Source organism: Streptomyces sp. DG1A-41 (assembly GCF_037055355.1).
In the GTDB taxonomy this organism is placed as follows: Bacteria; Actinomycetota; Actinomycetes; order Streptomycetales; family Streptomycetaceae; genus Streptomyces.
Map to the genome: position 1 here is coordinate 1,848,034 of NZ_CP146350.1, position 26,789 is coordinate 1,874,822.

26 protein-coding genes are annotated in these 26,789 nt (G+C 71.2%); 11 read left to right on the forward strand and 15 right to left on the reverse strand.

The genetic code is table 11. The features are described from left to right. Positions 1–13 precede the first annotated feature (13 nt). From V8690_RS08685 to V8690_RS08695, 3 genes are all read right to left on the reverse strand, one after another. Positions 14–256 carry a chaplin gene (locus tag V8690_RS08685; protein WP_338777049.1) on the reverse strand — a complete coding sequence of 81 codons (243 nt, stop codon included), beginning with the start codon at positions 254–256 and terminating at the stop codon, positions 14–16. Between the two features lie 156 nt (positions 257–412). Beyond that, on the reverse strand, positions 413–1,054 hold the full coding sequence (locus tag V8690_RS08690) for a response regulator transcription factor (protein WP_338777051.1): 642 nt from the start codon (positions 1,052–1,054) through the stop codon (positions 413–415). Next, positions 1,047–2,192 carry a GAF domain-containing sensor histidine kinase gene (locus V8690_RS08695; protein WP_338777053.1) on the reverse strand — a complete coding sequence of 382 codons (1,146 nt, stop codon included), beginning with the start codon at positions 2,190–2,192 and terminating at the stop codon, positions 1,047–1,049. The genes V8690_RS08690 and V8690_RS08695 overlap by 8 nt, the downstream gene beginning before the upstream one ends. A 235-nt stretch (positions 2,193–2,427) precedes the next feature. On the opposite strand from V8690_RS08695, the gene V8690_RS08700 reads away from it, so the two are divergent. The 3 genes from V8690_RS08700 to V8690_RS08710 all read left to right on the forward strand — a co-directional run bounded on the left by V8690_RS08700 (position 2,428) and on the right by V8690_RS08710 (position 5,259). Then, complete coding sequence (locus tag V8690_RS08700) at positions 2,428–3,126, forward strand: SDR family oxidoreductase (RefSeq protein WP_338777055.1); 699 nt, start codon at positions 2,428–2,430, stop codon at positions 3,124–3,126. Beyond that, entirely contained in the window at positions 3,123–4,166 is a 1,044-nt protein-coding gene (locus tag V8690_RS08705; protein WP_338777056.1) for an S-adenosylmethionine:tRNA ribosyltransferase-isomerase, read from the forward strand. The genes V8690_RS08700 and V8690_RS08705 overlap by 4 nt, the downstream gene beginning before the upstream one ends. Positions 4,167–4,530: 364 nt before the next feature. Further along, positions 4,531–5,259, forward strand: coding sequence for a transglycosylase SLT domain-containing protein (locus V8690_RS08710; RefSeq protein WP_338777057.1), 729 nt, complete (start codon positions 4,531–4,533; stop codon positions 5,257–5,259). Positions 5,260–5,352: 93 nt separating this feature from the next. Here the strand turns inward: V8690_RS08710 and V8690_RS08715 are convergent, their stop codons facing one another. Beyond that, positions 5,353–7,881 (reverse strand): FHA domain-containing protein, encoded by a 2,529-nt coding sequence (locus V8690_RS08715; RefSeq protein ID WP_338777058.1) that lies wholly within the window; start codon positions 7,879–7,881, stop codon positions 5,353–5,355. A gap of 241 nt (positions 7,882–8,122) precedes the next feature. Between V8690_RS08715 and V8690_RS08720 the strand changes: the two genes are divergently transcribed. Together V8690_RS08720 and serB are read left to right on the forward strand one after the other, a co-directional pair. After that, positions 8,123–10,816: a streptophobe family protein gene (locus V8690_RS08720; RefSeq protein ID WP_338777059.1), complete on the forward strand. Its 2,694-nt coding sequence runs from the start codon at positions 8,123–8,125 to the stop codon at positions 10,814–10,816. Beyond that, positions 10,813–12,027, forward strand: coding sequence for a phosphoserine phosphatase SerB (gene serB, locus V8690_RS08725; protein WP_338777061.1), 1,215 nt, complete (start codon positions 10,813–10,815; stop codon positions 12,025–12,027). Before V8690_RS08720 ends, serB begins: the two co-directional genes overlap by 4 nt. 120 nt (positions 12,028–12,147) lie before the next feature. On the opposite strand, the gene V8690_RS08730 is transcribed toward serB, so the two are convergent. The 4 genes from V8690_RS08730 to V8690_RS08745 form a co-directional block, all read right to left on the reverse strand. Beyond that, entirely contained in the window at positions 12,148–12,666 is a 519-nt protein-coding gene (locus V8690_RS08730; protein WP_338777062.1) for a histidine phosphatase family protein, read from the reverse strand. A 65-nt stretch (positions 12,667–12,731) separates the two neighbouring features. Then, complete coding sequence (locus V8690_RS08735) at positions 12,732–12,938, reverse strand: hypothetical protein (RefSeq protein ID WP_338777064.1); 207 nt, start codon at positions 12,936–12,938, stop codon at positions 12,732–12,734. 167 nt (positions 12,939–13,105) lie between these two features. Continuing rightward, positions 13,106–13,222 carry an SGM_5486 family transporter-associated protein gene (locus tag V8690_RS08740; protein WP_114251224.1) on the reverse strand — a complete coding sequence of 39 codons (117 nt, stop codon included), beginning with the start codon at positions 13,220–13,222 and terminating at the stop codon, positions 13,106–13,108. A 106-nt stretch (positions 13,223–13,328) separates the two neighbouring features. After that, the gene (locus tag V8690_RS08745; RefSeq protein ID WP_338777066.1) at positions 13,329–14,762 is read right to left on the reverse strand and encodes a CynX/NimT family MFS transporter; all 1,434 of its coding nucleotides are present in this window, start codon (positions 14,760–14,762) and stop codon (positions 13,329–13,331) included. Positions 14,763–14,853: 91 nt separating this feature from the next. Between V8690_RS08745 and V8690_RS08750 the strand changes: the two genes are divergently transcribed. Next, on the forward strand, positions 14,854–15,546 hold the full coding sequence (locus V8690_RS08750; protein WP_338777067.1) for a FadR/GntR family transcriptional regulator: 693 nt from the start codon (positions 14,854–14,856) through the stop codon (positions 15,544–15,546). Here the strand turns inward: V8690_RS08750 and V8690_RS08755 are convergent. The 3 genes from V8690_RS08755 to fabG all read right to left on the reverse strand — a co-directional run bounded on the left by V8690_RS08755 (position 15,524) and on the right by fabG (position 17,511). Beyond that, a complete protein-coding gene (locus tag V8690_RS08755; protein ID WP_338777068.1) occupies positions 15,524–15,871 on the reverse strand; it encodes a hypothetical protein in 348 nt (115 codons plus the stop codon). The two genes, V8690_RS08750 and V8690_RS08755, sit on opposite strands and share 23 nt — an antisense overlap. A 162-nt stretch (positions 15,872–16,033) precedes the next feature. Beyond that, positions 16,034–16,801, reverse strand: a complete 768-nt coding sequence (gene fabI / locus V8690_RS08760; protein WP_338777069.1) for an enoyl-ACP reductase FabI — start codon at positions 16,799–16,801, stop codon at positions 16,034–16,036. Positions 16,802–16,806: 5 nt separating this feature from the next. Next, entirely contained in the window at positions 16,807–17,511 is a 705-nt protein-coding gene (fabG, locus tag V8690_RS08765; RefSeq protein WP_338777071.1) for a 3-oxoacyl-[acyl-carrier-protein] reductase, read from the reverse strand. Positions 17,512–17,783: 272 nt separating this feature from the next. On the opposite strand from fabG, the gene V8690_RS08770 reads away from it, so the two are divergent. Genes V8690_RS08770 through tyrS form a run of 3 tightly spaced genes read left to right on the forward strand, consistent with a single transcriptional unit; the run spans position 17,784 to position 22,023 of the window. Beyond that, complete coding sequence (locus V8690_RS08770) at positions 17,784–19,307, forward strand: TldD/PmbA family protein (RefSeq protein ID WP_338777073.1); 1,524 nt, start codon at positions 17,784–17,786, stop codon at positions 19,305–19,307. Further along, positions 19,304–20,698, forward strand: a complete 1,395-nt coding sequence (locus V8690_RS08775) for a metallopeptidase TldD-related protein (protein ID WP_338777074.1) — start codon at positions 19,304–19,306, stop codon at positions 20,696–20,698. Before V8690_RS08770 ends, V8690_RS08775 begins: the two co-directional genes overlap by 4 nt. Positions 20,699–20,754: 56 nt before the next feature. Beyond that, positions 20,755–22,023 (forward strand): tyrosine--tRNA ligase, encoded by a 1,269-nt coding sequence (tyrS, locus tag V8690_RS08780; protein ID WP_338777076.1) that lies wholly within the window; start codon positions 20,755–20,757, stop codon positions 22,021–22,023. A gap of 60 nt (positions 22,024–22,083) precedes the next feature. Here the strand turns inward: tyrS and V8690_RS08785 are convergent, their stop codons facing one another. Then, the gene (locus V8690_RS08785; RefSeq protein WP_338777078.1) at positions 22,084–22,359 is read right to left on the reverse strand and encodes a GlsB/YeaQ/YmgE family stress response membrane protein; all 276 of its coding nucleotides are present in this window, start codon (positions 22,357–22,359) and stop codon (positions 22,084–22,086) included. A gap of 241 nt (positions 22,360–22,600) precedes the next feature. On the opposite strand from V8690_RS08785, the gene V8690_RS08790 reads away from it, so the two are divergent. Continuing rightward, the gene (locus V8690_RS08790) at positions 22,601–22,996 is read left to right on the forward strand and encodes a DUF3099 domain-containing protein (RefSeq protein ID WP_338777079.1); all 396 of its coding nucleotides are present in this window, start codon (positions 22,601–22,603) and stop codon (positions 22,994–22,996) included. 216 nt (positions 22,997–23,212) lie between these two features. Then, the gene (locus V8690_RS08795; RefSeq protein ID WP_338777081.1) at positions 23,213–23,431 is read left to right on the forward strand and encodes a hypothetical protein; all 219 of its coding nucleotides are present in this window, start codon (positions 23,213–23,215) and stop codon (positions 23,429–23,431) included. Here the strand turns inward: V8690_RS08795 and moaA are convergent. The 3 genes from moaA to V8690_RS08810 form a co-directional block, all read right to left on the reverse strand. Continuing rightward, entirely contained in the window at positions 23,428–24,417 is a 990-nt protein-coding gene (moaA, locus tag V8690_RS08800; protein WP_338777083.1) for a GTP 3',8-cyclase MoaA, read from the reverse strand. The two genes, V8690_RS08795 and moaA, sit on opposite strands and share 4 nt — an antisense overlap. Positions 24,418–24,588: 171 nt before the next feature. Further along, the gene (locus V8690_RS08805) at positions 24,589–26,214 is read right to left on the reverse strand and encodes a cation acetate symporter (RefSeq protein ID WP_338777085.1); all 1,626 of its coding nucleotides are present in this window, start codon (positions 26,212–26,214) and stop codon (positions 24,589–24,591) included. Further along, a complete protein-coding gene (locus V8690_RS08810) occupies positions 26,211–26,567 on the reverse strand; it encodes a DUF485 domain-containing protein (RefSeq protein ID WP_338777087.1) in 357 nt (118 codons plus the stop codon). Before V8690_RS08810 ends, V8690_RS08805 begins: the two co-directional genes overlap by 4 nt. Positions 26,568–26,789 lie beyond the last annotated feature (222 nt).

Sequence of the window (26,789 nt, forward strand, 5' to 3'; positions counted from 1 at the left end):
CGGAGGTGGGGTGTCAGTGGTTGACGGCGTGGTTGCCGAAGGCGGGGTTCAGGACACCCACGACGTTCACGCTGTTGCCGGACACGTTGACCGGGACGTGCACCGGAGCCTGGACGACGTTGCCCGAGCCTACGCCCGGGGAGCCCGCGGCCTGGCCGTCGGCGTGCGCGCTGGTGGCGGAGGCGATGCCCGCGCCTGCGGCCAGCAGGCCACCGGTCACCATCGTCACGGCAGCGGCCTTCTTCAGGTTCTTCACTTCTGAGCCCTCCTTGCGATTGCCGCGGCAGGCGCCGCAGCACGCACTGGAGAACGGCGGAGTTCCACCGAGGATGCGCCATTTGGGGGACGTTCCCACGACAGTATGAATCTCGGTCCGGAACGCAACCTTCCGTGTTGCCGTGGGGTGAGCGTGTCAGCCGGCCACGCCATGGCGAACGGCCCACAGGGCGGCCTGCGTTCGGTCGGCCAGGTCGAGTTTCATCAGGATGTTCGAGACATGGGTCTTGACGGTCTTCTCGGAGAGCACGAGGGCGCGGGCGATCTCCCGGTTGGAGCGGCCGTCCGCTATCAGGCCGAGCACCTCACGCTCCCGGTCGGTGAGCGAACCGGCCCTCCCCGGACTCGAGTTGGCCTGCTCCTGGGACAGCAGGGCGTCGGCGACCTCCGGCTGGAGGAGGATGTGTCCGGCATGGATGGAGCGGATGGCTCCGGCGAGGGCGTCGGGGTCGACGTCCTTGTAGACGTAGCCGGCGGCGCCCGCGCGCAGGGCCGGGACCACCGTGCGCTGCTCGGTGAAGCTGGTGACGATCAGCACGCGCGCGGGGTTGTCCAGTTCGCGGAGTCTGCGCAGCGCGTCGACGCCGTCCATGCCCGGCATCTTGACATCCATGAGGATGACGTCGGGCCGCAGCTCCTCCGCGCGGTCGACGCCTTCGGCGCCGTCCGCCGCCTCGCCGACGACCTCGATGTCGTCCTGTACCTCGAGGAACGTGCGCAGGCCCCGGCGGACGACCTGGTGGTCGTCGACGAGCAGCACCTTGATTGCGTCAGCCACCGGGGACCTCCATCTCGATCGTGGTGCCCTTGCCGGGCGCCGATTCCACGGTCAGCGTGCCGCCGGCCCCGCTCGCCCGGTCCCGCATCGAGACCAGGCCCAGATGGCGCCCCGCGCGGCGGACCGCCCTCGGGTCAAAGCCGCTGCCGTCGTCCGTGACCCGCAGGACGGCTCCGCTGCCGCGGCGGTCCAGGGTCACGTCCACGTGGTCGGCGCCGGAGTGGCGCAGGGCGTTGTGCAGGGCCTCCTGGGCGACGCGCAGGACGGCCTCCTCCTGGGAGGCGGGCAGGGCCTTCACACCGCGGCCGGCGAAGGTGACGCGGGCGGAGTGGGCGCGGTCGAGGACCTGGACCTGCGTCCGGAGGGTGGCCACGAGGCCGTCCTCGTCGAGGGCGGCGGGGCGCAACTCGACGACGGCGGCGCGCAGTTCGTCGGCGGCCTCGGCGGCGAGAGTCGCCACCTGCTGGAGTTCGCCCTTGGCGCGGGAGGGGTCCCGGTCCACCAGGCGGGCCGCGGCCTGGGCGGTCAGGCGGAGGGAGAAGAGCTTCTGGCTGACCGCGTCGTGCAGTTCGTGGGCGAGGCGGGAGCGTTCCTCGGCGATGGTGAGTTCGCGGCTGCGTTCGTAGAGGCGGGCGTTGGTGAGGGCGATCGCCGCGTGCTGGGCGAGGATGCCGAGCAGTTCCTCGTCGTCCTGGGTGAAGCCGCAGCCACCGTCGGGTTTCGGGCAGTTCTTGTTCGCCAGGAAGAGCGCGCCGATGACCTCGTCGCCGTCGCGGATCGGCAGGCCCAGGAAGTCGACCAGGTCGGGGTGGGCGCTCGGCCAGCCCTCGAAGCGGGGGTCCTTGCGGACGTCGGCGAGGCGCTCGGCCCTGGCCTCGTGCAGCATCGCGGCGAGAATGCCGTGCTGGCGCGGGAGCGGGCCGATGGCCTTCCACTGCTCCTCGCTGACGCCGTCGACCACGAACTGGGCGAAGCCGCCGTGGTCGTCCGGGACGCCGAGCGCGGCGTACTGCGCGTCGAGCAGCTCGCGGGCCGAGGCGACGATCGTCTTGAGGACGTCGCGCACCTCGAGATGCCTGCTCATGGCCAGCAGCGCGGAGCTCACCGCGGCGAGGCCGGACCGGGGACCGTGACTCATGTCCTCACGGTACCGGCGGGCTGTGACAGCGCGGATCGGACCACTGGCGGCGGGCGTCCGGTCCGGTGGGCCTAGGTCGCGGGGCGGACGCGTCCGGGCGACGTGGCGTAGGACGGGGGCGCCGGGCCGTGGGCGTAGGGCGAAGGGACCCGGTGGTCTGCGGCCCGCGTCCGAGGCGGTCCGGGTGGGCCCGTTCCTACGTTGAGGGCACACGATCACGACGAGGGAGTGGACCATGCCGGTTGCGATCATCACCGGGGCCTCGAAGGGCCTGGGCCGGGCGCTCGCGGAGGCCCTGGCCGGGCGGGGCTGGGATCTGGTGCTCGACGCCAGGGGCGCCGAGGCCCTGAGGGACGCGGCAGAGGCCGTCTCCGCGCACGGCGCGTGCGTGACCGCCCTGCCCGGGGACGTCACGGACGCCGCGCACCGTGCTGCACTGGTGTCGGCGGCGTGGCGGCTCGGCGGTGTCGACCTGCTGGTGCACAACGCGAGCGCGCTGGGCGCCGAGCCGCTGGTGCGGCTGGAGGAGCTGCCCCTGGAGGGGCTGCGGCGGGCGCTGGAGGTGAACCTGGTGGCGGGTCTCGGCCTGGTCCAGGAGGCGCTGCCGCTGCTGCGGGCCTCGGAGGCGGGCACGGTCATCGGGATCAGTTCGGACGCGGCCGCCGAGGCGTATGAGACCTGGGGCGGCTACGGGGCGTCCAAGGCGGCACTGGACCATCTCGCGGCGGTGCTCGCCGTGGAGGAGCCGGGGCTGCGGGTCTGGGCGGTGGATCCCGGCGACATGGCCACGGACCTGTACGCGGCGGCCGTACCGGACGATCACGATCCGCGGCCGGAGCCGGCGACTGTGGTGCCAGGGTTCCTGCGGCTGCTGGACGAGCGGCCGGCGAGCGGGCGGTACGGGGCTCCGGCTCTGCTGGACGGGGTCCGATGACGCTGACCGTGCGGGTACCGGAGGAGCTGGCGGCCCGGGTTCCGGTGGAACAGCGGGGGGCCGGACCGGAGCGGGACGCCGTGCGGATGCTGGTGTCGCGTGGTGCGGAGGTGGCGCATCACACGTTCAGGGAGCTGCCGCGGCTGTTGCGGGCGGGGGATCTGCTCGTGGTCAACACCTCGGCCACGCTGGCGGCGGCCGTCGACGGGCGGATCGGGCACGCGCGCGTGGTGGTGCACTTCTCCACCCGCGGGGATGACGGCCGCTGGGCGGTGGAGCTGCGGGATCCGGACGGGCGGGGCACCACGCGCCCGCGTGCGGGAGGGCCCGCGGGTACGGAGGTGTGCCTGCCGGGAGGTGGGCGGCTGGTTCTGGAGGAGCCGCTGAGCGGGCGGAGCGAACGGCTGTGGTGGGCGCGGGCCGCCGGGCCTGACGTGCCGGGGCTGCTGCGGGAGCACGGGCGGCCCATTCGCTACGCCTACACGGAGCGCGAACAGCCGCTGTCCATGTACCAGACGGTGTTCGCGCTGCCGTCTCCCGACGGGGCGGGCAGTGCGGAGATGCCGAGTGCGGCGCGGCCCTTCACGGCGCGGCTGGTGGCGGAGCTGGTGAGCCGGGGGGTGCAGTTCGCGCCGGTCACGCTGCATACGGGGGTGGCGTCGGCGGAGGCGCACGAGCCGCCGTATCCGGAGCGCTTCGCGGTGCCCGAGGCGTCGGCGCGGCTGATCAACGCCGCGAAGGCCGGTGGAGGCCGGGTCGTGGCGATCGGTACGACGGCGGTGCGGGCCGTGGAGTCGGCGGTGGGCGCCGACGGGGTCGTACGCGCGCGTGCGGGGTGGACGGATCTCGTCGTCACGCCGGAGCGCGGGGTGCGGGTGGTGGACGGGCTGCTGACCGGGCTGCACGAGCCGGAGGCCTCGCATCTGCTGATGCTGGAGGCGATCGCGGGGCGAGAGGCGATCGAGCGTGGCTACGAGGCCGCGCTCCAGGGCCGCTACCTGTGGCACGAGTTCGGGGACGTGCACCTCGTCCTGCCGTAGGAGGGGCTGTGGAGGACCGTGGCAGGCCCCTCACACAGAGCATCGCTTGTGCAACCAGCGGTGAGACCGCGCCCCTTCCGATGTGAGCCCGCGCATAGGACCCACGTCACGTACGAAAGGGCGTAGGAGACAAAGCCCCACCTTTTGAGCGGCACATACGGTCCAATCTGCCCCGATTTGCCCCTCCCTGATCCACTATCGGGCTTCGTACGTCACACCTTTGCCACGCCATTTTGCGGCCGCTAAGAATTGCTGGCGTCGCTCAGCGCCGTGGGTTCTTCCCCGCGGCGTTCGTGTCGGAAACACAACCGTCCAACGCCGGACGCCGAGCGACTCCCGCGCTATTCGAAGAGGTCCCACCACCATGCCCAAGAACATCTTCAGCCGTGGCCGTAGTCGTACCCTGACCCGTCACCACAAGATCGCCATGGCGGGTGTCGCCACCCTCGGCGCCGCCGCCATCGGTCTCTCCGCGGTGCCGAGCGGTGCGTCGACCAAGACCACGACCGAGGCCGCTCAGCCGGCTGCGGTGGCGTTCAGCACCGAGCAGATCAAGGACGTCAAGGCCAGCGTCACCGACCAGATGGCCAGTGCCACGGTGAAGGCGGAGCAGATCGCGGCGAAGAAGAAGGCCGACGCCGCTGCCGCCGCCAAGAAGAAGGCCGCCGCCGAGGCCGCGAAGAAGAAGGCCGAGGCCGCGCGCAAGGCCAAGGAGGCCGCGAGCCGGGACGCCAAGCGCGCCCAGGTCAAGAAGGCCGCCGCGAAGACCTACCCGAACAACCTCGACGGCTGGATCCGCGAGTCGCTCGACGTCATGAAGAAGCACGGCATCCCCGGCTCCTACGACGGCATCAAGCGCAACATCATCCGGGAGTCCTCGGGTAACCCGAAGGCGATCAACAACTGGGACATCAACGCCATCAACGGCGTCCCGTCGAAGGGCCTGCTCCAGGTCATCCCGCCGACCTTCAAGGCCTACCACGTCCCCGGCACCTCCTGGGACATCTACGACCCGGTCGCCAACATCACCGCCGCCTGCAACTACGCGGCCGACAAGTACGGCTCCATGGACAACGTCTTCGGCGCGTACTGAGGCCGGCGCGGACCTCTGCTCGCTGGACCGAACGCCGAAGGGCGGCACTCTCCTGACGGAGTGCCGCCCTTCGGGGCGTTCACGGGGTGGCGGTCACTTGCGCATGACCTCGGGCTCGTGGCGGCGCAGGAAGCGGGCCACGAAGAAGCCGCAGATCACACCGAGGGCGAGGAGCGCGCCCATGTCCATGGCCCAGGCCCCGACCGTGTGCTCCCACAGCGGGTCGGTGTCGCCGGCGGTCGCGGGCGGGCTGATCTTGTTGAAGTCCAGCGTGGCACCGGAGGCGGCGACCGCCCAGCGCGACGGCATCAGGAACGAGAACTGGTTGACGCCGATCGAGCCGTGCAGCGTGAACAGGCAGCCCGTGAAGACGACCTGGATGATCGCGAACATCACCAGCAGCGGCATGGTCTTCTCGGCGGTCTTCACCAGCGACGAGATGATCAGGCCGAACATCATCGAGGTGAAGCCCAGGGCCATGATCGGCACGGACAGCTCCAGCAGCGTGGCGCTGCCGAAGACCAGGCCCTCCTCGGGGATCTCCCGGCTGGAGAAACCGATGACGCCGACCAGCAGGCCCTGGAGGACGGTGATCATGCCGAGCACGAACACCTTCGACATCAGATACGCCGAGCGTGACAGGCCGGTCGCGCGCTCCCGCTCGTAGATGACCCGTTCCTTGATCAGCTCCCGGACGGAGTTCGCCGCGCCCGCGAAGCAGGCGCCGACCGCGAGGATCAGCAGGACCGTGGTGGCCGTGCCGTTCGGGATGATGCGGCCGGTCTGCGGGTTGGGCGGGTTGGGCAGCAGGCCCCGGTCCGCGTCGATGAGCAGGCTGACCGCGCCGAGCACGGCCGGCAGGATCACCATCAGAGCGAGGAAGCCCTTGTCGGACGCGATCACCGAGACGTAGCGCCGCACGAGCGTGACGAACTGGGACATCCAGCCCTGCGGCTTCGGCGGCTTCATCGCCTGCATCGGCGCGACCTGTACGGACTGCGGCGCTACGGCGTCGATGTCCGCGGCGTACATCTGGTAGTGCTGCGAGCCCTTCCAGCGGCCCGCCCAGTCGTAGTCGCGGTAGTTCTCGAAGGCGGAGAAGACATCGGCCCAGGTGTCGTAGCCGAAGAAGTTCAGCGCCTCCTCCGGCGGGCCGAAGTAGGCCACCGCGCCGCCGGGCGCCATCACCAGCAGCTTGTCGCACAGCGCCAGCTCCGCCACGGAGTGGGTGACGACGAGGACCGTACGGCCGTCGTCCGCCAGGCCGCGCAGCAGCTGCATGACGTCGCGGTCCATGCCCGGGTCGAGGCCGGAGGTGGGCTCGTCCAGGAAGATCAGCGACGGCTTGGTGAGCAGCTCCAGGGCCACGGAGACGCGCTTGCGCTGGCCACCGGAGAGGGAGGTGACCTTCTTCTCCTTGTGGATGTCCAGCTTCAGCTCGCGCAGCACCTCGTCGATACGGGCGTCGCGCTCGGCGGCCGTGGTGTCGGCCGGGAAGCGGAGCTTGGCCGCGTACTTCAGGGCCTTCTTGACGGTCAGTTCCTTGTGCAGGATGTCGTCCTGCGGGACCAGACCGATGCGCTGGCGCAGCTCGGCGAACTGCTTGTAGAGGTTCCGGTTGTCGTAGAGGACCTCGCCCTGGTCTGCCGGGCGGTAGCCGGTGAGCGCCTTGAGCAGGGTGGACTTGCCGGATCCCGACGGGCCGATGACCGCGATCAGCGACTTCTCCGGGACGCCGAAGGAGACGTCCTTGAGGATCTGCTTGCCGCCCTCGACCGTGACGGTCAGGTGGCGGGCGGAGAAGGACACCTCACCGGTGTCGACGAACTCCTCGAGCCGGTCGCCGACGATCCGGAACGTCGAGTGGCCGACGCCGACGACGTCGGTCGGGCCGAGCAGCTGCGTGCCGCCCTTGGGAATCGGCTGGCCGTTGACGTATGTGCCGTTGTGCGAGCCCAGGTCGCGGATCTCCATGCGGCCGTCGGGCGTCGAGTGGAACTCGGCGTGGTGCCGGGAGACCTGGAGGTCGGAGACGACCAACTCGTTCTCCAGGGCACGGCCGATGCGCATCACGCGGCCGAGGGAGAACTGGTGGAACGTGGTCGGGCTGCGGTCGCCGTAGACCGGCGGCGCCCCCGCGACGCCGCCGGGACCCTGCTGCTGCGGGATGTGCGCCGCGGGCTGCTGCTGCGGCTGTTGCCAGCCGGCCTGGGCCTGCTGCGGGGCCTGGACCTGCTGGTGGGGCGCCTGCTGCGCCCAGCCGGGGTTCGCGCCCTGTGCGGCGTACGGCTGCTGCTGGGGCTGTACCTGCGGCGTGGCGACGCCGGCCGCGGCACCGGACAGGTTCAGGCGCGGGCCGTCGGTCGCGTTGCCCAGGTGCACCGCCGATCCAGGGCCGAGTTCCAGCTGATGGATCCGCTGCCCCTGCACGAACGTGCCGTTGGTGCTGCCGTGGTCCTCGATGACCCAACCGCGGCCGTTGAAGCTGACCGTGGCGTGACGCCAGGAGACCCTGGCGTCGTCGAAGACGACGTCCCCCTGCGGATCACGTCCGAGGGTGTATGACCTGGACGGATCGAGCGTCCAGGTACGTCCGTTTGATTCCAGTACGAGTTCCGGCACTCCATGCCCCACTGAGTTGTCCCCCGAGTTACCCCCGACATGGGGAGTGTAGGGATGTCGAACATCGGGTGGAACTATTTCAGGAGCGGCCGCCTGACCGAAACTCGGGCCTTGTGAAGACCGCGTTCGGACGCATCAGCCGTTTCCGTTGACGGGGTTGAAAATGGGCCGGAGAGTGGTATTTCGACGCGAGGGGGGCATGCGCGGTGTTCCCGCCGCGTAGCGGATCGGGGGGTCTGCCATGGGTGCCGTTACAGCTGTCGGGGCGGCGCGGGACGGCACGCGCGTGCCGTGGGGGGACGTGCTGATGTCCGCCGTCGCCGCCGTGAGCTGGGCGTTGATCGGGATGGCGGCTACGGCGGCGCTGGGTCTGCGGCTGCTGGAGGCGGACGCGGCGGGCTCCTTGGGGCCGATGACCGCGGCGGTGGTGGCCCTTGGGGCGGGTGGTTCGGTCACGCCGTCCGGTGATGTGTCGGCGTTCGGACTCACGGGCGCGGAGGCGGACACGGCCATCGAGATCACGCCACTGGGAGTGAGCCTCGTCGGGGCGGTGCTGCTGTCGCACTTCTTCCTGCGGTCCTTGCGGGCGGCGGGAGTTGTGATATCGCCGGCCGAACTCCTCGCGCGTGCGGGCACGGTGGTCGCGCTGTTCGTGGCGATGCTGGGCGGGCTGGCCTGGGCGGGGCACGACATCATCACCTTCGACGGCGGCGCGCTGGGCCTGGACGACCTGACGAGCGGGGGCGGTGGAGGTGGAGACGGCCTGGAGATTCCCGGGCTGGGGGACGTCGGAGGGTTGCTGCCGGACCGGCTCGGCGACCTGGTCGACGCGCAGGCGACGGTCGGTTTCACGGTCGACACCGCGCCCACGCTGCTCGGCGGGCTCGGCTGGTCGGCCGGGGTCCTCCTCATCGCCCTGCTGGCCTCGCGCCGCACGCCGCTGCCGCGGGGCTGGGAGGCCGTGCACCGGGTCGTACGGCCCGCCGTTTCCGCGGTGGTGACCGTGCTGCTGGTGGCGGTGGCGGCGGGGCTCGCCGCGGCGGCGTACGCGGCGACCGGCGACGACCATCCCGAGCGCATCGCCGGTGCGGCGCTGCTCGGGGCGCCGAACGGGGTGTGGCTGGGCGTCCCGATCGGCCTGCTCGTGCCGTGGGACGGCCGGGCGACGGGCGAACCGACCCGCCTCCTGCCCGACCCGCTGGACGACCTGCTCGCGGTCCGCTCCGACCAGCCGGTGACGCTGGCGCGGCTTGCCGAGCTGGACGGGCGGGTGTGGCTGCTGGGGGTGGCGGCGGCGTTGACGATGCTGATGGCGGGGGTGTTGGCGGCGGTGCGGACGCCGGTGGGCGGCGTGTCAGGGGGGCTTGGTCGTGGGAACGTACGGGGTTCGGGTGCCCTCGGTTTCGCCGGGCGGTGTGCGCTGCGGCTGGGGATCGCGACCGCGCTCGCCCTGCCGTTGCTGGTCCGGCTGACGGACGTGTCGGTGACCGCCTCCCTGTCCGTGCTGGGCTTCGACGCGTTCGGCGCGGGCATCGAACTGCACGGGCACCTCGGCATGGCCCTGCTGCTCGGCGCGGTGTGGGGTGCGGGGGCCGGGGCGGTGGGGGCGTTGCTCGCGTGGGCGAGCGGGGCCGCAGGGCGGTCGGCTACGGCTTTGACTCGGGGGGATGGGGTGGGCGGGGTTGGTGTGGGCGGGGGTGGTGGGTCTCGGGTCGGTGGATCTCGGGTCGGTGGAGCGGGGAGCCGGTCGGGGGCTGGGTGGGCTGGGGACGCGCAGGGTCCCGGGGCGGCTGCGGCAGGGGGCGGTGCGGGGCAGGTGGGGTACGAGGCGGGTGCCGGGCCGGGCGCGCCGGGGGCCGACAGAGGGCAGGCCGGGTACGACGCTGGTGCCGGGCAAGCGGGGCCGGGGGCCGGTGCGGGCCAGGACGGATACGACTCCGGTCCCGGTCCAGCCGGGCCGGGGGCTGGTGCAGGGCAGGCCAGGCACGGTGCCGGCGCCGGACAAGCGGGACCGGGGCCGGCGCAGGACAGGCCTGGCACGACGACGGCGCCGGGCGGTCCAGGGTCTGGGGCGGGGCCGGCGCCGGGCGGACGTCGTCGGACGGGGAGGAGGCCGGGCCGTACGCGCCAGGAGTGCCGTACCGGCCGCCGAACCCGGCCACCAATCCGTACCTCCGGGTGCCGGACGAGCTGCGAGAACCGGAGGACGCGCGGCCTGCCGGCGAGGAACGGCCGTCCGATGGGCCGCCGGAGCGCGGTCGGCAGGCCGGTGAGGATCCGCAGCGAGGCGAGAGGCGGCGGCCGCCAGGGGAGGCACCCTGGCCCGGCCAACTCCCGCGGCCGGACCAAGCAACGCCACCTGGCCAAGCCCAGCGACTCAGCCAACCACCGCGCCCTGGCCAAGCCCCGCAGCCCGGCCAATCACCACGCTCCAGTCGGGCCCATCAACCCAGCCAACCAGCGCACCCCAGCCAGCCACCGTCCCCCGGCCAAGCCCCGCGGCCCAACCAACCACCGCACCCCAGCCAAGCCCCGCAGGCCGGGCACCCCCCACGCCCCGGCGACCCCATGCCACTGCCACCGCACGAAGCCCGCGCAGGCAGTGACCCGGCTGCGCACCGGGACGGTGACGTGTACGGCGCGCCCACGGTGGCGCGGCCGGTCGGGCCGCCGCCGCGTGGCCCCCGGCAGCCGCCCGGCCCGAGGGGTGGGAACCGGCCGCCGCCCCGGCCGGACGACGGGCCGCCGCCTCCTCCGCCTCCTCCCCCGCCGCCGCCGCGGAAACCGCGTGGTGGCAAGTGATCCGGAGGGGACAGGGACACCGCACCCGAACGCAAGGTTCGCGCCACCCGCGCGACACCCACTGTTCGCTGTCCGCCAGGCGGACCTCACGGGCGGTACGACCTGCCCGCCGGATACGGTGGAACCACCATGAGCGCTTCGCAGACCTCGTCCTCCGACGTCCCCACCCTCCTTGTCAAGATCTTCGGCAAGGACAGCCCGGGCATCACGGCCGGCCTCTTCGACACCCTCGCCGCCTACTCCGTCGACGTCGTCGACATCGAGCAGGTCGTCACCCGTGGCCGAATGGTGCTGTGCGCGCTCGTGACCGAGCCGCCCAAGGGGCTCGAGGGCGATCTGCGGGCGACCGTCCACAGCTGGGCCGAGTCGATGAAGATGCAGGCGGAGATCATCTCCGGCCTCGGCGACAACCGGCCGCGCGGACTGGGCCGCTCCCTGGTCACCGTGCTCGGGCATCCGCTCACCGCCGAGGCGACGGCGGCGGTCGCCGCGCGGATCACGAAGACCGGCGGCAACATCGACCGTATCTTCCGGCTCGCCAAGTACCCCGTGACCGCCGTCGAGTTCGCCGTGTCCGGCGTGGAGACCGAGCCGCTGCGCACCGCCCTGGCGCCCGACGCGGCGAAGCTCGGCATCGACGTGGCGGTCGTCGCCGCGGGTCTGTACCGGCGCGCGCAGCGGCTGGTCGTCATGGACGTCGACTCGACGCTCATCCAGGACGAGGTCATCGAGCTGTTCGCCGCGCACGCCGGCTGCGAGGACCAGGTCGCCGAGGTGACGGCGGCCGCGATGCGCGGTGAGCTGGACTTCGAGCAGTCCCTGCACGCGCGCGTGGCGCTGCTGGAGGGGCTCGACGCCTCGGTCGTGGACAAGGTGCGCAGCGCGGTACGGCTGACGCCGGGCGCCCGCACACTGATCCGTACGCTGAAGCGGCTCGGCTACCAAGTCGGCGTCGTCTCCGGCGGTTTCACCCAGGTCACCGACGATCTCAAGGAACGGCTCGGGCTGGACTTCGCCCAGGCCAACACGCTGGAGATCGTCGACGGGAAGCTGACGGGCAAGGTCACGGGCGAGATCGTCGACCGGGCCGGCAAGGCCCGGCTGCTGCGCCGGTTCGCCGCCGAGGCGGGCGTGCCGCTGTCGCAGACCGTGGCGATCGGTGACGGTGCCAACGACCTGGACATGCTGAACGCGGCCGGTCTGGGCGTCGCCTTCAACGCCAAGCCGGTGGTGCGCCAGGCCGCGCACACCGCGGTGAACTTCCCCTTCCTGGACACCGTGCTGTACCTGCTGGGCATCACGCGCGAAGAGGTCGAGGCGGCGGACACCGTCGACACGGCCTGAAACCGGCTACACGGCCGAACCGGCGACAACCGGCTCCGCGGCTGAACCGGCGACACGTTCTGAACCGGTCAGGAGAGCCCGGCACCGCACCAGTGCCGGGCTCCGGTCACGCGGAGTCGGTCACCCGGTCGGCGCCCAGTAGTCCAGCAGCGTGGCCACGCCAGGCTCCAGGCTCTTCCACGGGCCGGTGAAGGACAGCAGGGCGAAGGCTGCGGCCGGGAAGCCGCGGCGGCTCATCCGGTCGCGGGCGTCGCCCTCGGCCGTGCCCGCCAGGATGTCGGCGAGGCCCTGGACGCCCGGGTTGTGGCCGATCACGAGGATGTTCTGCGCGTCGTCGGGGGTCTCGTTGAGCAGCGCGATCAGTTCGCCCGGCGAGGCCTCGTAGATCCTCTCCTCGTAGACGGTTTTCGGCCGCTGCGGGAACTCATGGACGGCGAGCTTCCAGGTCTCCCGGGTCCGGACCGCGGTGGAGCACAGGGCCAGGTCGAAGGGGATGCCGGTGTCGGCCAGCCTGCGCCCGGCCTCCGCCGATTCTTTTCGGCCCCGGTCGGCGAGCGGACGCTCGTGATCGCTCACCTGTGGCCAGTCGGCTTTCGCATGGCGGAAGAGGACAATCCTGCGGGATTCTGCGACGCTCATAAGATCCAGCTTCGCATGAAACAGGCCATGGGGCGCAGGGAGTTGACCACCGGCTTCGGCCATGCTCAGCGGGTTGTCAGCTGCTGGACGCGCTCGAGGAGGTGGGTGATCACGGGATCACCGGTGGCCGCCTGGGCATCGGACGGGTTCAGGATCAGCACGAGCAGCGCGACGAAGGCGAGCGTGGGCAGGGCGAGGGCCCACCAGGGCAGCCGGCTGTCCGCGCCTGCCCGGGTCGCCGGATGGGGCCGGGTGTGCGTAGGAGCCGACATGGGGGCCTCCGCTCTTCGAATGGTCCGTGGCCCGCGTCTCGCGGTCCCACCTCGAAGTTACGGAATCCGCGGCGGCCAACCCATCCGGTGATCCACCCACTTGACCCTGACCCTCGCCCCCTAGGGGACAGGGGGGCCAGCCCCACCATGGGCGGGGCGAGGGCCGGTCATGGCGAGGCGAGGGTCGCGATGACGCCGATGATGATGAAGATCGCGAAGAAGGCGCCGAACACGAGCAGCATCTTCTTCTGACCGTGCTGGGGATTCGGGTCGAGCACTGGCATGGGGCAAGTCTCCCACCCGCCGCAGGCGCCGGACGCGCCGGGGTGGGATCAGCGGCTCCGGGGTGGGATCAGGCTCCGGGGCGGGCTCAGCGGCTCCAGGGCGGGCTCAGCGGCCGGCCTCGTCCTCGACCGTGCGGTCCCGGCCCGCCAGGAAACCAACCGCCATCTGCGGGATCATCAGGGCGCTCATCAGCGCGATCGGCAGGCCCCAGCCGCCGCTGTGCTGGTAGAGGACGCCCACCAGGAGCGGTCCCGGGATGGAGATCAGATAGCCGGTGCTCTGCGCGAACGCCGACAGCTGAGCCACGCCCGGGCCGGTCCTGGCGCGCATGCCGACCATGGTGAGGGCGAGCGGGAAGGCGCAGTTGGCGACGCCGAGCAGCACGGCCCAGGCCCAGGCGCCAGCAGCCGGCGCGAGGTACAGCCCGGCGTAGCCGGCGAGGCCGCAGACGCCCAGGGCGAGCACGATCGGGCCCTGGTGCGGCAGCCGCGTGGCCAGGCGGGGTATGACGAAGGCCAGGGGCACGCCCATGACCATGGTGACCGCCAGCAGCAGCCCCGCGGTACCCGCGGGCACACCGGCGTCCCGGAAGATCTGCGCCATCCAGCCCATGGTGATGTAGGCGGCGGTGGCCTGGAGCCCGAAGAAGACGGCCAGGGCCCAGGCGGTACGGCTCCGGGTGATCCGCAGTCGCGGCGCCTCCCCGGCGGCGGATCCGATGGCAGCCGGCCCCGGCGTCCCACGATCCCTCGCCGACCCATCGCCACCGGTCTCCGAGCCCCCGGCCCGCTCTCCAGGCCTGGCCTCCGTGCCTCCAGCCCGCTCCCCGAGCCCGGCGGCCTCCCCACCACCGGCCCGCTCCCCCGGCCCGGACGCCGCCGCACCCCCCGCACGCCGCCGTACGAACGGCAGCCACGGCAGGACCGCCGCGACGGCCAGGCCGGCCCACAGGGCCAGGCCCGACCGCCAGCTGCCGCCCAGGGCGTCGGTCAGGGGCACCGTGACCGCGGCCGCGAGGGCCGTGCCCAGGGCGAGCGCCATGGAGTACAGGCCGGTCATGGAGCCGACGCGGTCGGGGAACCAGTGCTTGACGATGACCGGCATCAGGACGTTGCTGACCGCTATGCCCATGAGGGCGAGGGCGCTGGCGGCCAGGAAGCCGGCCGTGCCCCCGGCGTACGGCCGGATCACCAGGCCGGTGGCGATGGCGGCCATGCCGGCGCACACCACGGCGCCGGCTCCGAAGCGGCGGGCGAGCCGCGGGGCCATGACGCCGAAGACGGCGAAGCACAGTGGCGGCACGGAGGTGAGCAGCCCGGCCACGCTGCCGCTCATGCCGAGCCCGTCGCGGACCTCCTCAAGGAGGGCGCCGAGGCTGGTGATGGCGGGGCGGAGGTTCAGCGCGGACAGCACGATGCCGAGGACGAGCAATCGCGTCGTCCACGCGCGCGTGAACGTACCGCCGGGTTCCCGGGCCTCGCGCGCGGCCGAGCTGCGTACGGTCGTGGGCGTCATCGTCCGGGTTTCCTCGCTAGCCATGAGGGCCATCATAGAATCATGGGATGATTGACTGTCCAGTCTGTCTCGTCCCCGGCTGCCCTCCGGTGCCCCGGTCGTGCGAAGGTGTGCCATGCCCCTGAGCCATCCCCGACGTTCGGCGCTCTCCGAGCAGGTCATCGCCGCCCTGCGGGCCCAGATCACCTCCGGCGAGTGGCCCGTCGGCTCCCGCATCCCGACTGAGCCCGAACTGGTCGAGCAGCTGGGTGTCGCCCGCAACACGGTCCGCGAGGCCGTCCGCGCGCTCGCGCACAACGGTCTGCTGGACATCCGCCAGGGCTCCGGCACGTACGTCGTGGCGACGAGTGAGCTGGCGGGCGTGATGCAGCGGCGGTTCGCCGGTGCAGACCCCCGGCACATCGCCGAGCTGCGCTCCACGCTGGAGTCGGCCGCGGCCAGGCTGGCCGCTCAGCGGCGCACGGAGAAGGACCTCAAGCAGCTGGACGCGCTGCTGCTGCGGCGTGAGGAGGCCTGGGAGTCCGGTGACGCGGAGGCATTCGTGACCGCGGACGCGACCTTCCACCTGGCCGTGGTGTCCGCCTCCCACAACGACGTGATGACCGCCATGTACGCGGACCTGGGCGAGGTGCTGCGGGACTGGCTGCGCGAGGACGTCGGCGAGGAGCTGACGCCGGAGACGTACATGGATCACGGACGGCTGCTCGACGCGATCCGCGCGGGGGACGCGGCGCAGGCGGCGGCGGAGGCCGCCCGTTATCCGTTCCTGTGCCGCCTGGGCGGGATCAGCTCGCCCGCCGGTGACTGATCCACACCTCACCGACTTCCTTCCAGCAGCGTCCGGTCAGCCGCACGGTCTGTGCGGGCCCGGCCTCCACCGGGGAGCTGTCGGTGTCGATGTCCCACCAGCGGGCGCACTCGATGTGCAGGCTCACGCGGTCGGCCTCCGGGTAGGGGTTGTGGCAGTACGCGGTCACGCGGGAGCCGGTGACGCGGGTCCGGCACTCGGCGCCGAACGGCTCCGCCGCCTTCTCGTCGGCGGGCACGCGCGCGTGGGGCACCGCCTCGTACGCCAGGGGCATCACGAGAGTGACGGCGAGGGACAGTGAGGCCGTTCGGCGGGACAAGCGCACAAGGGGACCTCCTCGGCCGTGCTGGGGAGGGGGATCGCGTGGTGAACGCGTACTCCAGAGTGCCCAGTTGTGAGCCTTTCCCGCCCGGCCGGATGAGCCGAACGGGTGACGCCCCGCTCCCCGCACGCTGCGGGAAACGGGGCGCCGTCGACGTACGGGAGATCAGGCTCCGATGGCGTGCAGACCGCCGTCCACGTGGATGATCTCGCCGGTGGTCTTCGGGAACCAGTCGCTCAGCAGCGCGACGACGCCCCGCCCGGCCGGCTCGGGGTCCTTCAGGTCCCACTCCAGCGGGGAGCGGGAGTCCCACACGGAGGCCAGCTCACCGAAGCCCGGGATGGACTTGGCGGCCATGGAGCCGAGCGGGCCCGCCGAGACCAGGTTGCAGCGGATGTTCTGCTTGCCCAGGTCACGGGCCATGTAGCGGCTGGTGGCCTCCAGGGCGGCCTTGGCCGGGCCCATCCAGTCGTACTGCGGCCAGGCGAACTGCGCGTCGAAGGTCAGACCGACGACCGAGCCGCCGTTCTGCATCAGCGGCAGGCAGGCCATGGTGAGCGACTTCAGGGAGTACGCCGAGACGTGCATGGCCGTGGCGACCGACTCGAACGGCGTGTTGAGGAAGTTGCCGCCGAGGGCGTCCTGCGGGGCGAAGCCGATGGAGTGGACGACCCCGTCGAGACCGCCGAGCTCCTCGCCGACGATGTCGGCCAGGCGCCCGAGGTGCTCGTCGTTCGTCACGTCGAGTTCGATGACCTTGGTGGGCTTGGGCAGCTTCTTGGCGATGCGCTCGGTCAGCGTCGGCCGCGGGAACGCCGTGAGGATGATCTCGGCACCCTGCTCCTGGGCCAGCTTGGCGGCGTGGAAGGCGATGGAGGACTCCGTCAGCACACCGGTGATCAGGACGCGCTTGCCCTCGAGGATTCCGCTCATGGTGATCAGTGACCCATTCCCAGTCCGCCGTCAACGGGGATGACGGCTCCAGTGATGTACGAGGCGTCGTCCGAGGCGAGGAACCGCACTGTCGCGGCGATCTCCCCCGGCTGCGCGTACCGGCCGAGCGGGACCTGCTTCACGATGCCGGCGCGCTGCTCGTCGGAGAGCACCGCGGTCATGTCGGTCTCGACGAAGCCGGGCGCGACGACGTTGAAGGTGATGTTGCGCGAGCCCAGCTCACGGGCGAGGGAGCGCGCGAAGCCGACGAGGCCGGCCTTCGAGGCGGCGTAGTTGGCCTGCCCCGCGGAGCCGAGCAGCCCGACGACCGACGAGATCAGGACGACCCGGCCCTTCTTGGCGCGCAGCATGCCGCGGTTGGCGCGCTTGACCACACGGAAGGTGCCGGTGAGGTTGGTGTCGAGGACGGACGTGAAGTCGTCCTCGGACATGCGCATCAGGAGCTGGTCCTTGGTGACGCCGGCGTTGGCGACGAGGACCTCGACGGGGCCGTGGGCCTCCTCGATCTCCTTGTAGGCCTGCTCCACCTGCTCCGCGTCGGTGATGTCGCACTTGACGGCGAGGAAGCCGGCCGGCGGCTCGCCCGAGCGGTACGTGATGGCGACCTTGTCGCCGGCATCGGCGAAAGCGCGGGCGATGGCGAGGCCGATGCCCCGGTTGCCTCCGGTGACGAGAACCGAGCGGCTCAACGGATCACCCTTTCGATAGCGGTCTGATACCCCGCCCGGGCGCCTGGACGACAGGCGGCGATGACAGGCGGCTTCCTCGAAAACCTATCGGTCCGGACACGCCCGCGGACAATCGGGCGCCGACAGTGGCGTAGGGGACTCACTGTCGGATCCCTACAGAAACCCGCTCGCCCGGGTCGGGAAACTCATGGCCCGCGCGCGGGGTGAGGCGACATGATCGGAGCAGTCATGTCCTACGGCAACCACGGTCACCTCGACAGAAAGAGACGGCGGTGCCTCATACCATCGACGAGGCCTTCACGGCCCTCCCCCTACGCGCCCTCGCCGACGCGGCCCTCGCACGCGCGCGTGCGCTGGGCGCCGAGCACGCGGACTTCCGGTTCGAGCGGGTACGCAACGCCTCCTGGCGGTTCCGGGACGCCAAGCCCGCCGGATCCTCGGACACCACCGACCTCGGGTACGCGGTGCGCGTCGTGCACGGCGGTACGTGGGGCTTCGCGTCCGGTGTCGACCTCTCGCTGGACGCCGCCGCCAGGGTCGCCGGGCAGGCGGTGGCCATGGCCAGGCTGTCCGCGCAGGTGATCAAGGCGGCCGGGTCCGACGAGCGCGTCGAGCTGGCGGACGAGCCGGTGCACTCCGAGAAGACGTGGGTCTCGTCGTACGAGACCGACCCGTTCACCGTGCCCGACGAGGAGAAGGCCGGGCTGATCGCGGACTGGAGCGCGCGGCTGCTGGCGGCCGACGGGGTCGACCACGTCGACGCCTCGCTGCTCACCGTCCACGAGAACAAGTTCTACGCCGACACCGCCGGGACCGTGACCACGCAGCAGCGGGTGCGGCTGCACCCGGTGTTCAACGCCGTGTCGGTGGACGAGTCGAGCGGCGAGTTCGACTCGATGCGTACCCTCGCGCCGCCCGTGGGACGCGGCTGGGAGTACCTGCGGGGCACCGGCTGGGACTGGGAGAGCGAGCTGGAGCAGATCCCCGAACTGCTCGCCGAGAAGATGCGCGCCCCGAGCGTCGAGGCGGGCCTGTACGACCTGGTCGTCGACCCGTCCAACCTGTGGCTGACCATCCACGAGTCCATCGGGCACGCCACCGAGCTGGACCGGGCGCTCGGTTACGAGGCCGCCTACGCGGGCACCTCCTTCGCCACCTTCGACCAGCTGAACAAGCTGCGCTACGGCTCGGAGCTGATGAACGTCACCGGCGACCGCACCGCCGAGCACGGGCTCGCCACCATCGGGTACGACGACGAGGGTGTCGAGGCGCAGTCCTGGGACCTGGTGAAGGACGGCACGCTCGTCGGCTACCAGCTGGACCGGCGGATCGCGCGGCTGACCGGCTTCGCGCGGTCCAACGGATGCGCCTACGCCGACTCCCCCGGGCACGTGCCGGTACAGCGCATGGCCAACGTGTCGTTGCGGCCCGACCCGGCCGGGATGTCCACCGAGGATTTGATCGGGGGCGTGGAGCGGGGCATCTACGTCGTCGGCGACCGGTCCTGGTCGATCGACATGCAGAGGTACAACTTCCAATTCACGGGTCAGCGCTTCTTCCGGATCGAGAACGGGCGGCTCGCCGGGCAGCTGCGGGACGTGGCCTACCAGGCGACGACGACCGACTTCTGGGGCTCGATGGCCGCCGTCGGGGGTCCGCAGACCTACGTCCTGGGCGGCGCCTTCAACTGCGGCAAGGCCCAGCCGGGCCAGGTAGCGGCCGTGTCGCACGGCTGCCCGTCGGCCCTCTTCAAGGGCGTCAACATCCTCAACACGACCCAGGAGGCCGGTCGATGAGCGCGCGAACCAGCAAGCCGTACGAGGTCGTCGAGCGCGCCCTCGAACTGTCCCGGGCGGATGGCTGTGTCGTCATCGCCGACGAGCGGTCCACCGCCAATCTGCGCTGGGCGGGCAACGCCCTCACCACGAACGGCGTCACGCGCGGGCGCACGCTCACCGTGATCGCCACCGTCGACGGCAAGCAGGGCACGGCCTCGGGGGTCGTGTCACGGTCCGCCGTGACGGCCGACGAGCTGGAGCCCCTGGTGCGGGCCGCCGAGGCCGCCGCGCGCGGCGCCGGGCCCGCCGAGGACGCGCAGCCGCTGGTCACGGGTGTGGCGCGGGCGCCGGAGTTCACGGAGGCGCCCGCCGAGACCTCCTCCGCCGTGTTCGCCGACTTCGCTCCGGCGCTCGGCGAGGCCTTCGCACGCGCGCGTGCGGGCGGCCGGGAGCTGTACGGCTTCGCCAACCACGAAATGGTGTCGACGTACGTGGGGACGTCCACGGGGCTGCGGCTGCGGCACGACCAGCCGAACGGGACGCTGGAGCTGAACGCCAAGTCGCCGGACCGGACCCGGTCCGCCTGGGCCGGTAGCTCCACGCGGGACTTCAAGGACGTCGACCCGGCGGCGCTGGACGCGGAGCTGGCCGTGCGCCTCGGGTGGGCCAAGCGGCGCGTGGAGCTGCCCGCGGGCCGGTACGAGACGCTGCTGCCGCCGACGGCCGTCGCGGACCTGCTGATCTACCAGATGTGGTCGGCCTCGGGCCGGGACGCGGTGGAGGGCCGCACGGTGTTCTCCAAGCCGGGCGGCGGTACGCGGGTCGGCGAGAAGCTGACCGACCTGCCGCTGACGCTGCGCAGCGACCCGGACGAGCCCGGCCTGGAGTCGGCGCCCTTCGTGATCGCGCACTCCTCCGGGGGCGACCAGTCGGTGTTCGACAACGGGCTGCCGCTCGCGGCCACCGAGTGGATGAGCCGGGGCGAGCTGAGGCACCTGACCACCAGCCGCCACAGTGCCGGGCTGACCGGACTGCCCGTGGCCCCGGGCATCGAGAACCTGATCCTCAACGGGGGCGGGGACCGCTCCCTGGAGGAGATGGTCGCGAGCACCGAACGCGGGCTGCTGCTGACCTGCCTGTGGTACATCCGCGAGGTCGATCCGGCGACGCTGCTGCTCACCGGTCTGACCCGGGACGGCGTCTACCTCGTCGAGAACGGCGAGGTCACGGGCGAGGTGAACAACTTCCGGTTCAACGAGTCGCCGGTCGGAGTCCTCGGCCGGGCCACGGAGGCCGGGCGCACCGAGAAGACGCTGCCCAGGGAGTGGAGCGACTGGTTCACCAGGGCCGCGATGCCCGCGCTGCGCGTCCCGGATTTCAATATGAGCTCTGTCAGTCAGGGCGTATAACCTCGTAGTCGGCTGTCACCCGACTGCCCGAAGATCATCAAGGAGACACGAGAACCGTGACGGACATCGTCGACGAGCTGAAGTGGCGCGGGCTGTTCGCCCTGTCCACTGACGAGGACGCTTTGCGCAAGGCGCTCGCGGACGGTCCCGTCACGTTCTATTGCGGCTTCGACCCGACCGCGCCGTCGCTGCACGTGGGGCACCTGGTGCAGGTGCTGACCGTGCGCCGGCTCCAGCAGGCCGGTCACCGGCCGCTGGCGCTGGTCGGCGGCGCCACGGGCCTGATCGGCGACCCGCGTCCGACCGCGGAGCGCACGCTGAACGACCCGGAGACGGTCGCCGGCTGGGTCGGCAAGCTGCGCTCCCAGATCGAGCCGTTCCTGTCCTTCGAGGGCGAGAACGCGGCCGTCATGGTCAACAACCTCGACTGGACGGAGAACCTCTCCGCGATCGAGTTCCTGCGGGACATCGGCAAGCACTTCCGCGTCAACAAGATGCTGACCAAGGACTCCGTCGCCCGGCGCCTGGAGTCCTCCGAGGGCATCAGCTACACGGAGTTCAGCTACCAGATCCTCCAGGGCATGGACTTCCTCCAGCTGTACCGGAGGCACGGCTGCACGCTCCAGCAGGGCGGCAGCGACCAGTGGGGCAACCTCACGGCGGGCCTGGACCTGATCCACCGGCTGGAGCCGGACGCCACGGTGCACGCCATGGCGACGCCGCTGATGACCAAGGCGGACGGCACCAAGTTCGGCAAGACCGAGGGCGGCGCCGTCTGGCTCGACCCGGAGATGACGACGCCGTACGCGTTCTACCAGTTCTGGCTGAACGTGGACGACCGGGACATCTCCAAGTACATGCGCATCCTGTCCTTCCGTTCCCGCGAGGAGCTCGAGGAGCTGGAGAAGCAGACCGAGGAGCGTCCGCAGGCCCGTGCCGGGCAGCGGGCGCTGGCCGAGGAGCTGACGACGCTGGTGCACGGCGCCGGCCAGACGGCCGCCGTGATCGCCGCGTCCAAGGCCCTCTTCGGACAGGGCGAACTGGCGGAGCTCGACGAGCGGACGCTGGCCGCGGCCCTGTCGGAGGTCCCGCACATCCAGGTCGCCGAGCTGGGCCCGGTCGTCGACCTGTTCGCCGAGGTCGGCCTGGTGGCCAGCAAGTCGGCCGCGCGCCGCACGGTCAAGGAGGGCGGCGCCTACGTGAACAACGTCAAGGTCGCCGGCGAGGACGCGGTCCCCGCCAAGGAGGACCTGCTGCACGGCCGCTGGCTGGTGCTGCGCCGGGGCAAGAAGAACCTGGCGGCGGTCGAGGTCACCGGCGCCTGAGGGCGCGAGGGAGGGGGTGGTCTGCGGTGGCGGAGACCACCCCCTTCGCCGTGTGCCCCGTTATGCCCTTCGTTTGTTTCCTCTGACCGCCGTGTACGCCGCGTCTCCGATGGCGACGAGGATGACCGCGGCCGCCAGCTGGAACACGTGCCGCCACCAGTCGATACCCGCGGTGGCGTCCACACCGGCCGCCCGGGCGATGGCGTTGCCTCCGATGGCGCCGAGCATGCCCAGAATCACGGTCAGCCACAGGGGGACGTGCTGCTTGCCCGGAATGATCGCCTTGGCGAGCAGGCCGAGTACCAGTCCCACGATGATCGCCCACAACCAGCCCATCGCTGCCTCCTCGTACGGCTCGACGTGAGCACTACGCCCAGTGTCGGCCCAGGTGCCCTACGCCGCATGCCGGGGGCGGCCGTACGGGGCACGGCCCTGGCCGTTCGCCCGGGCCGGGCCGGCCCGGTCTCGTAGCGGGCGCAGGCGCGGCGTAACGTGGAGACTGTCCTGGCAGGTTCCCCGGCCGACCCAGGGCGGCTACGGGGCGGGGAGATCCGATACGGGCGGATGGTGGAATGCGATGCGGAAGCGGCATGGCGGCGGACACGCCGAAGTTTTCCGGATCACCGGCGCCCGGGCCGGACTCCAGGAGGACGTCCGCGGGCGGCAGCGCCGGTACGTGATCTCGATGACGGTCCGCACGATCTCCGTGATCCTGGCGGCCACGCTGTGGAACGTCGAACGGCACGTCGCCATCGTGGCGTTGGTGCTCGGGCTGGTGCTGCCGTACATCGCCGTGGTGATCGCGAACGCCGGGCGGGAGAACGCGCCGTCCCTGCCGTCGACGTTCGTGGTGCCGCCGGTGCGGCCGATGATCGCGCCGTCGGGGACACAGGACGGCCCCGCGGAATCCGTCGCCGAAGACGCCGTGTCCGGAACGGTGCCGGGGGCGCGGACCGAGCCGCAGGAGCGGTAGAGGCGCTCGGGGGCGATCACAAACGGAAGTCATCCTCCCGCCAAGCTCAAGAAAAGCTCAGATCAATCATGTTGTTCAGGTGCCGGTCTCGGGGTTACCCGTGACATACTTCGTACGCGCTCCGCATCCCCCGTCGGAGCGACGGACCGACGCCGGGCAGCTCCCCCCGTGGCTGCTCGGCGTCGCCTTTTCTGTCTGCAGTGGTGAGACGAAGCTGTGAGTGACGAGACACCCATCTGTTCCGCGAAGGGCTGCCGCGCGGATGCCGTGTGGGTGCTGGCGTGGAACAACCCGAAGATCCATACGCCGGAGCGGCGCAAGACGTGGCTGGCCTGTGAGGAGCATCGCGAGCATCTGTCGCAGTTCCTCGGGGTGCGGGGGTTCTTGAAGGACGTGGTCCTGCTGAAGGAGTGGGAGTCCTCGCAGGACCTCTAGCCACCGATCGCCGACATGGGGCGGTCCGGCTGCACGAAGGTCGGGTCGTCCAGGCCCGCTCCCGCCTTCTTGCCCCACATCGCCAGGCGCCAGATGCGGGCGATCTCCTCGTCCGGGGCGCCCGAGCGGAGGGCGGCGCGGAGGTCGGTCTCCTCCCGGGCGAAGAGGCAGGTGCGGATCTGTCCGTCGGCCGTGAGGCGGGTGCGGTCGCAGGCCGCGCAGAAGGGGCGGGTGACGGAGGCGATCACACCGACGACATGCGGACCGCCGTCGACCAGCCAGCGCTCCGCCGGGGCCGAGCCGCGTGCCTCCTCGCCCTCGGCGGTCAGCTCGAAGCGGGCGCGCAGGGACGTCAGGATGTCCCCGGCGGTGATCATGCCGTCGCGCTTCCAGCCGTGCTGGGCGTCCAGGGGCATCTGCTCGATGAAGCGCAGTTCGTAGTCGTGCTCCACGGCCCAGGCGAGGAGGTCGGGGGCCTCGTCGTCGTTGAGCCCCGGCATCAGGACCGAGTTGACCTTGACCGGGGTGAGGCCCGCGTCGCGCGCGGCGTGCAGGCCCTCGACGACGTCCTTGTGGCGGTCGCGACGGGTGAGGGTCTTGAAGACGTCCGGGCGGAGGGTGTCGAGGGAGACGTTGACCCGGTCCAGGCCCGCCGCCTTCAGGGCGGCCGCGGTGCGCTTGAGGCCGATGCCGTTGGTCGTGAGGGACATCTGGGGGCGCGGCTCGAGGGCCGCGACGCGCTCGACGATGCCGACCAGGCCGGGCCGCAGCAGGGGCTCGCCGCCGGTGAAGCGGACTTCCTCGATGCCGAGGGAGGTGACGGCGATGTCGATCAGGCGGACGATCTCGTCGTCCGTGAGCAGGTCGGGCTTGGCCAGCCACTGCAGGCCCTCCTCGGGCATGCAGTACGTGCAGCGCAGGTTGCAGCGGTCGGTCAGCGAGACCCTCAGGTCGGTGGCCACTCGGCCGTAGGTGTCGATGAGCACGTGGGCCCCCTCCCTCGACGCGGATCGTGCCCGGAGCACTTCTTCTCCGACACCTGAGAGCCTACGTGACCCCACTGACATCACCACAGGCCCGATCCCACGACGCGGGACGCGGCCGCGCCGCAGGGACCCGGAGGTTCCTACGACGCGGCCGCGCGAGGGGGTTCGCGCTCAGTGGGCGCCGGTGCCGGTCAGGGACCGGACCTCCAGCTCGGCGTACTTCTTGACGTCGGGCTCCTCCTTGGACAGGACCGTGCCGAGCCAGCCCATGAGGAAGCCGAACGGGATGGAGATGATGCCCGGGTTCTTCAGCGGGAACCAGGCGAAGTCGACCTCGGGGAACATCGCCTTGGGGTCGCCGGAGACGACGGGCGAGAACAGCACCAGGCCGACGGCGACGATCAGACCGCCGTAGATCGACCACAGGGCGCCCTGGGTGGTGAACCGCTTCCAGAACAGGCTGTAGAGGATCGTCGGCAGGTTGGCGGAGGCCGCGACCGCGAAGGCGAGCGCGACCAGGCCGGCCACGTTCAGGTCGCGGGCGAGGGCGCCCAGGCCGATGGAGACGACGCCGATGAAGACGGTCGCCCAGCGGGCCGCGCGGACCTCCTCGGCGCCGGAGGCCTTCCCCTTGCGGATGACGTTGGCGTAGATGTCGTGCGCGAAGGAGGACGACGAGGCGAGGGTGAGGCCGGCGACGACGGCGAGGATCGTCGCGAAGGCCACCGCCGAGATGGTGGCGAGGAGGATCGCGCCCCAGGTCGAGTCGACGCCGCCGAGGTGCAGGGCGAGCAGGGGTGCCGCCGTGTTGCCGGACGGGTTGGACGCGATGATCTCTTCCTGCGAGATGAGCGCTGCGGCGCCGAAGCCGAGGGCGATCGTCATCAGGTAAAAGCCGCCGATGATGCCGATGGCCCAGTTCACGGACTTACGGGCGGCCTTGGCGTCGGGCACCGTGTAGAAGCGGATCAGGATGTGCGGCAGGCCGGCGGTGCCGAGCACCAGGGCGATGCCGAGGGAGATGAAGTCCAGCTTGGACGTGCCGGTCGCGCCGTACTGGAGGCCGGGCTCCAGGAAGGCGGCGCCCTTGCCGCTGTTCTCGGCGGCCGTGCCGAGCAGGTCGGAGATGTTGAAGTTGAACTTCAGCAGCACCAGGAAGGTGATCAGGATGGTGCCGCCGATGAGCAGCACGGCCTTGATCATCTGGACCCAGGTGGTGCCCTTCATGCCGCCGATGGAGACGTAGACGATCATCAGGATGCCGACGAGGGCGACGATGAGGATCTTGCCGGCGTCGGAGGTGATGCCGAGCAGCAGCGAGACGAGGACGCCCGCGCCGGCCATCTGGGCCAGCAGGTAGAAGATCGACACGACGATCGTGGACGTACCGGCGGCGGTGCGCACCGGGCGCTGGCGCATGCGGTACGCGAGCACGTCACCCATGGTGTAGCGGCCGGAGTTGCGCAGCGGCTCGGCCACCAGGAGCAGGGCGACCAGCCAGGCGACCAGGAAGCCGATGGAGTAGAGGAAGCCGTCGTAGCCGAAGAGGGCGATCGCGCCCGCGATGCCGAGGAACGACGCGGCCGACATGTAGTCGCCGGAGACGGCGAGGCCGTTCTGGAAGGCGCTGAACTGGCGGCCGCCGGCGTAGAAGTCGGCGGCGTCCTTGGTCTGGCGGCCCGCCCAGATGGTGATGCCGAGGGTGGCCACGACGAACAGCGCGAACAGGGTGATGATCAGCGGGCGGTGCTCGCTGGCCTCGTTCGCGGCGAGGAAGGTCTGCTGTACGGGGCTCATGCGCCGCCCTCCATCCGGGACTTGATGGCCTCGGCCTTGGGGTCGAGCTTCGCGGCGGCGTGCTTCGAGTACCACCAGGCGATGAGGAACGTGGTGACGAACTGGGCGACGCCGAGGACGAAGGCGACGTTGATGTTGCCGAACAGCTTGGTGCCCATGAAGCCGCCCGCGTAGTTCGACAGCAGGACGTACAGCAGGTACCAGGCGATGAAGGCGACGGTCAGCGGGAAGGCGAAGGAGCGGTAGGAGCGGCGCAGTTCACCGAACTCCGCGCTCTCCTGCACCTCGGTGAACTCCTCGGGTGAGGGGAGTTTGTGTTGCTGTTTCGAGGGGGGCGGTGCGTCGGTGGCCACGGAGCGTCTCCTCGCGATGACGGAAGCGGTTTTGATCAGGGGCGGAGGCGAGTGTCCTCGCGCTCCTTGTCCAACGTCACGGCGGCACGCGAGAACCGGTTCAACCGCCCGGCGTTCTTTCCGAAGTCGTTTCGGCAAAACGTTGCTGGCCAGCGAGAGCGCGGGATAGCTTCGCCCTGCACCACCTCGTCATGTACCTGCCCAAGCACCACCTGTGCCTCG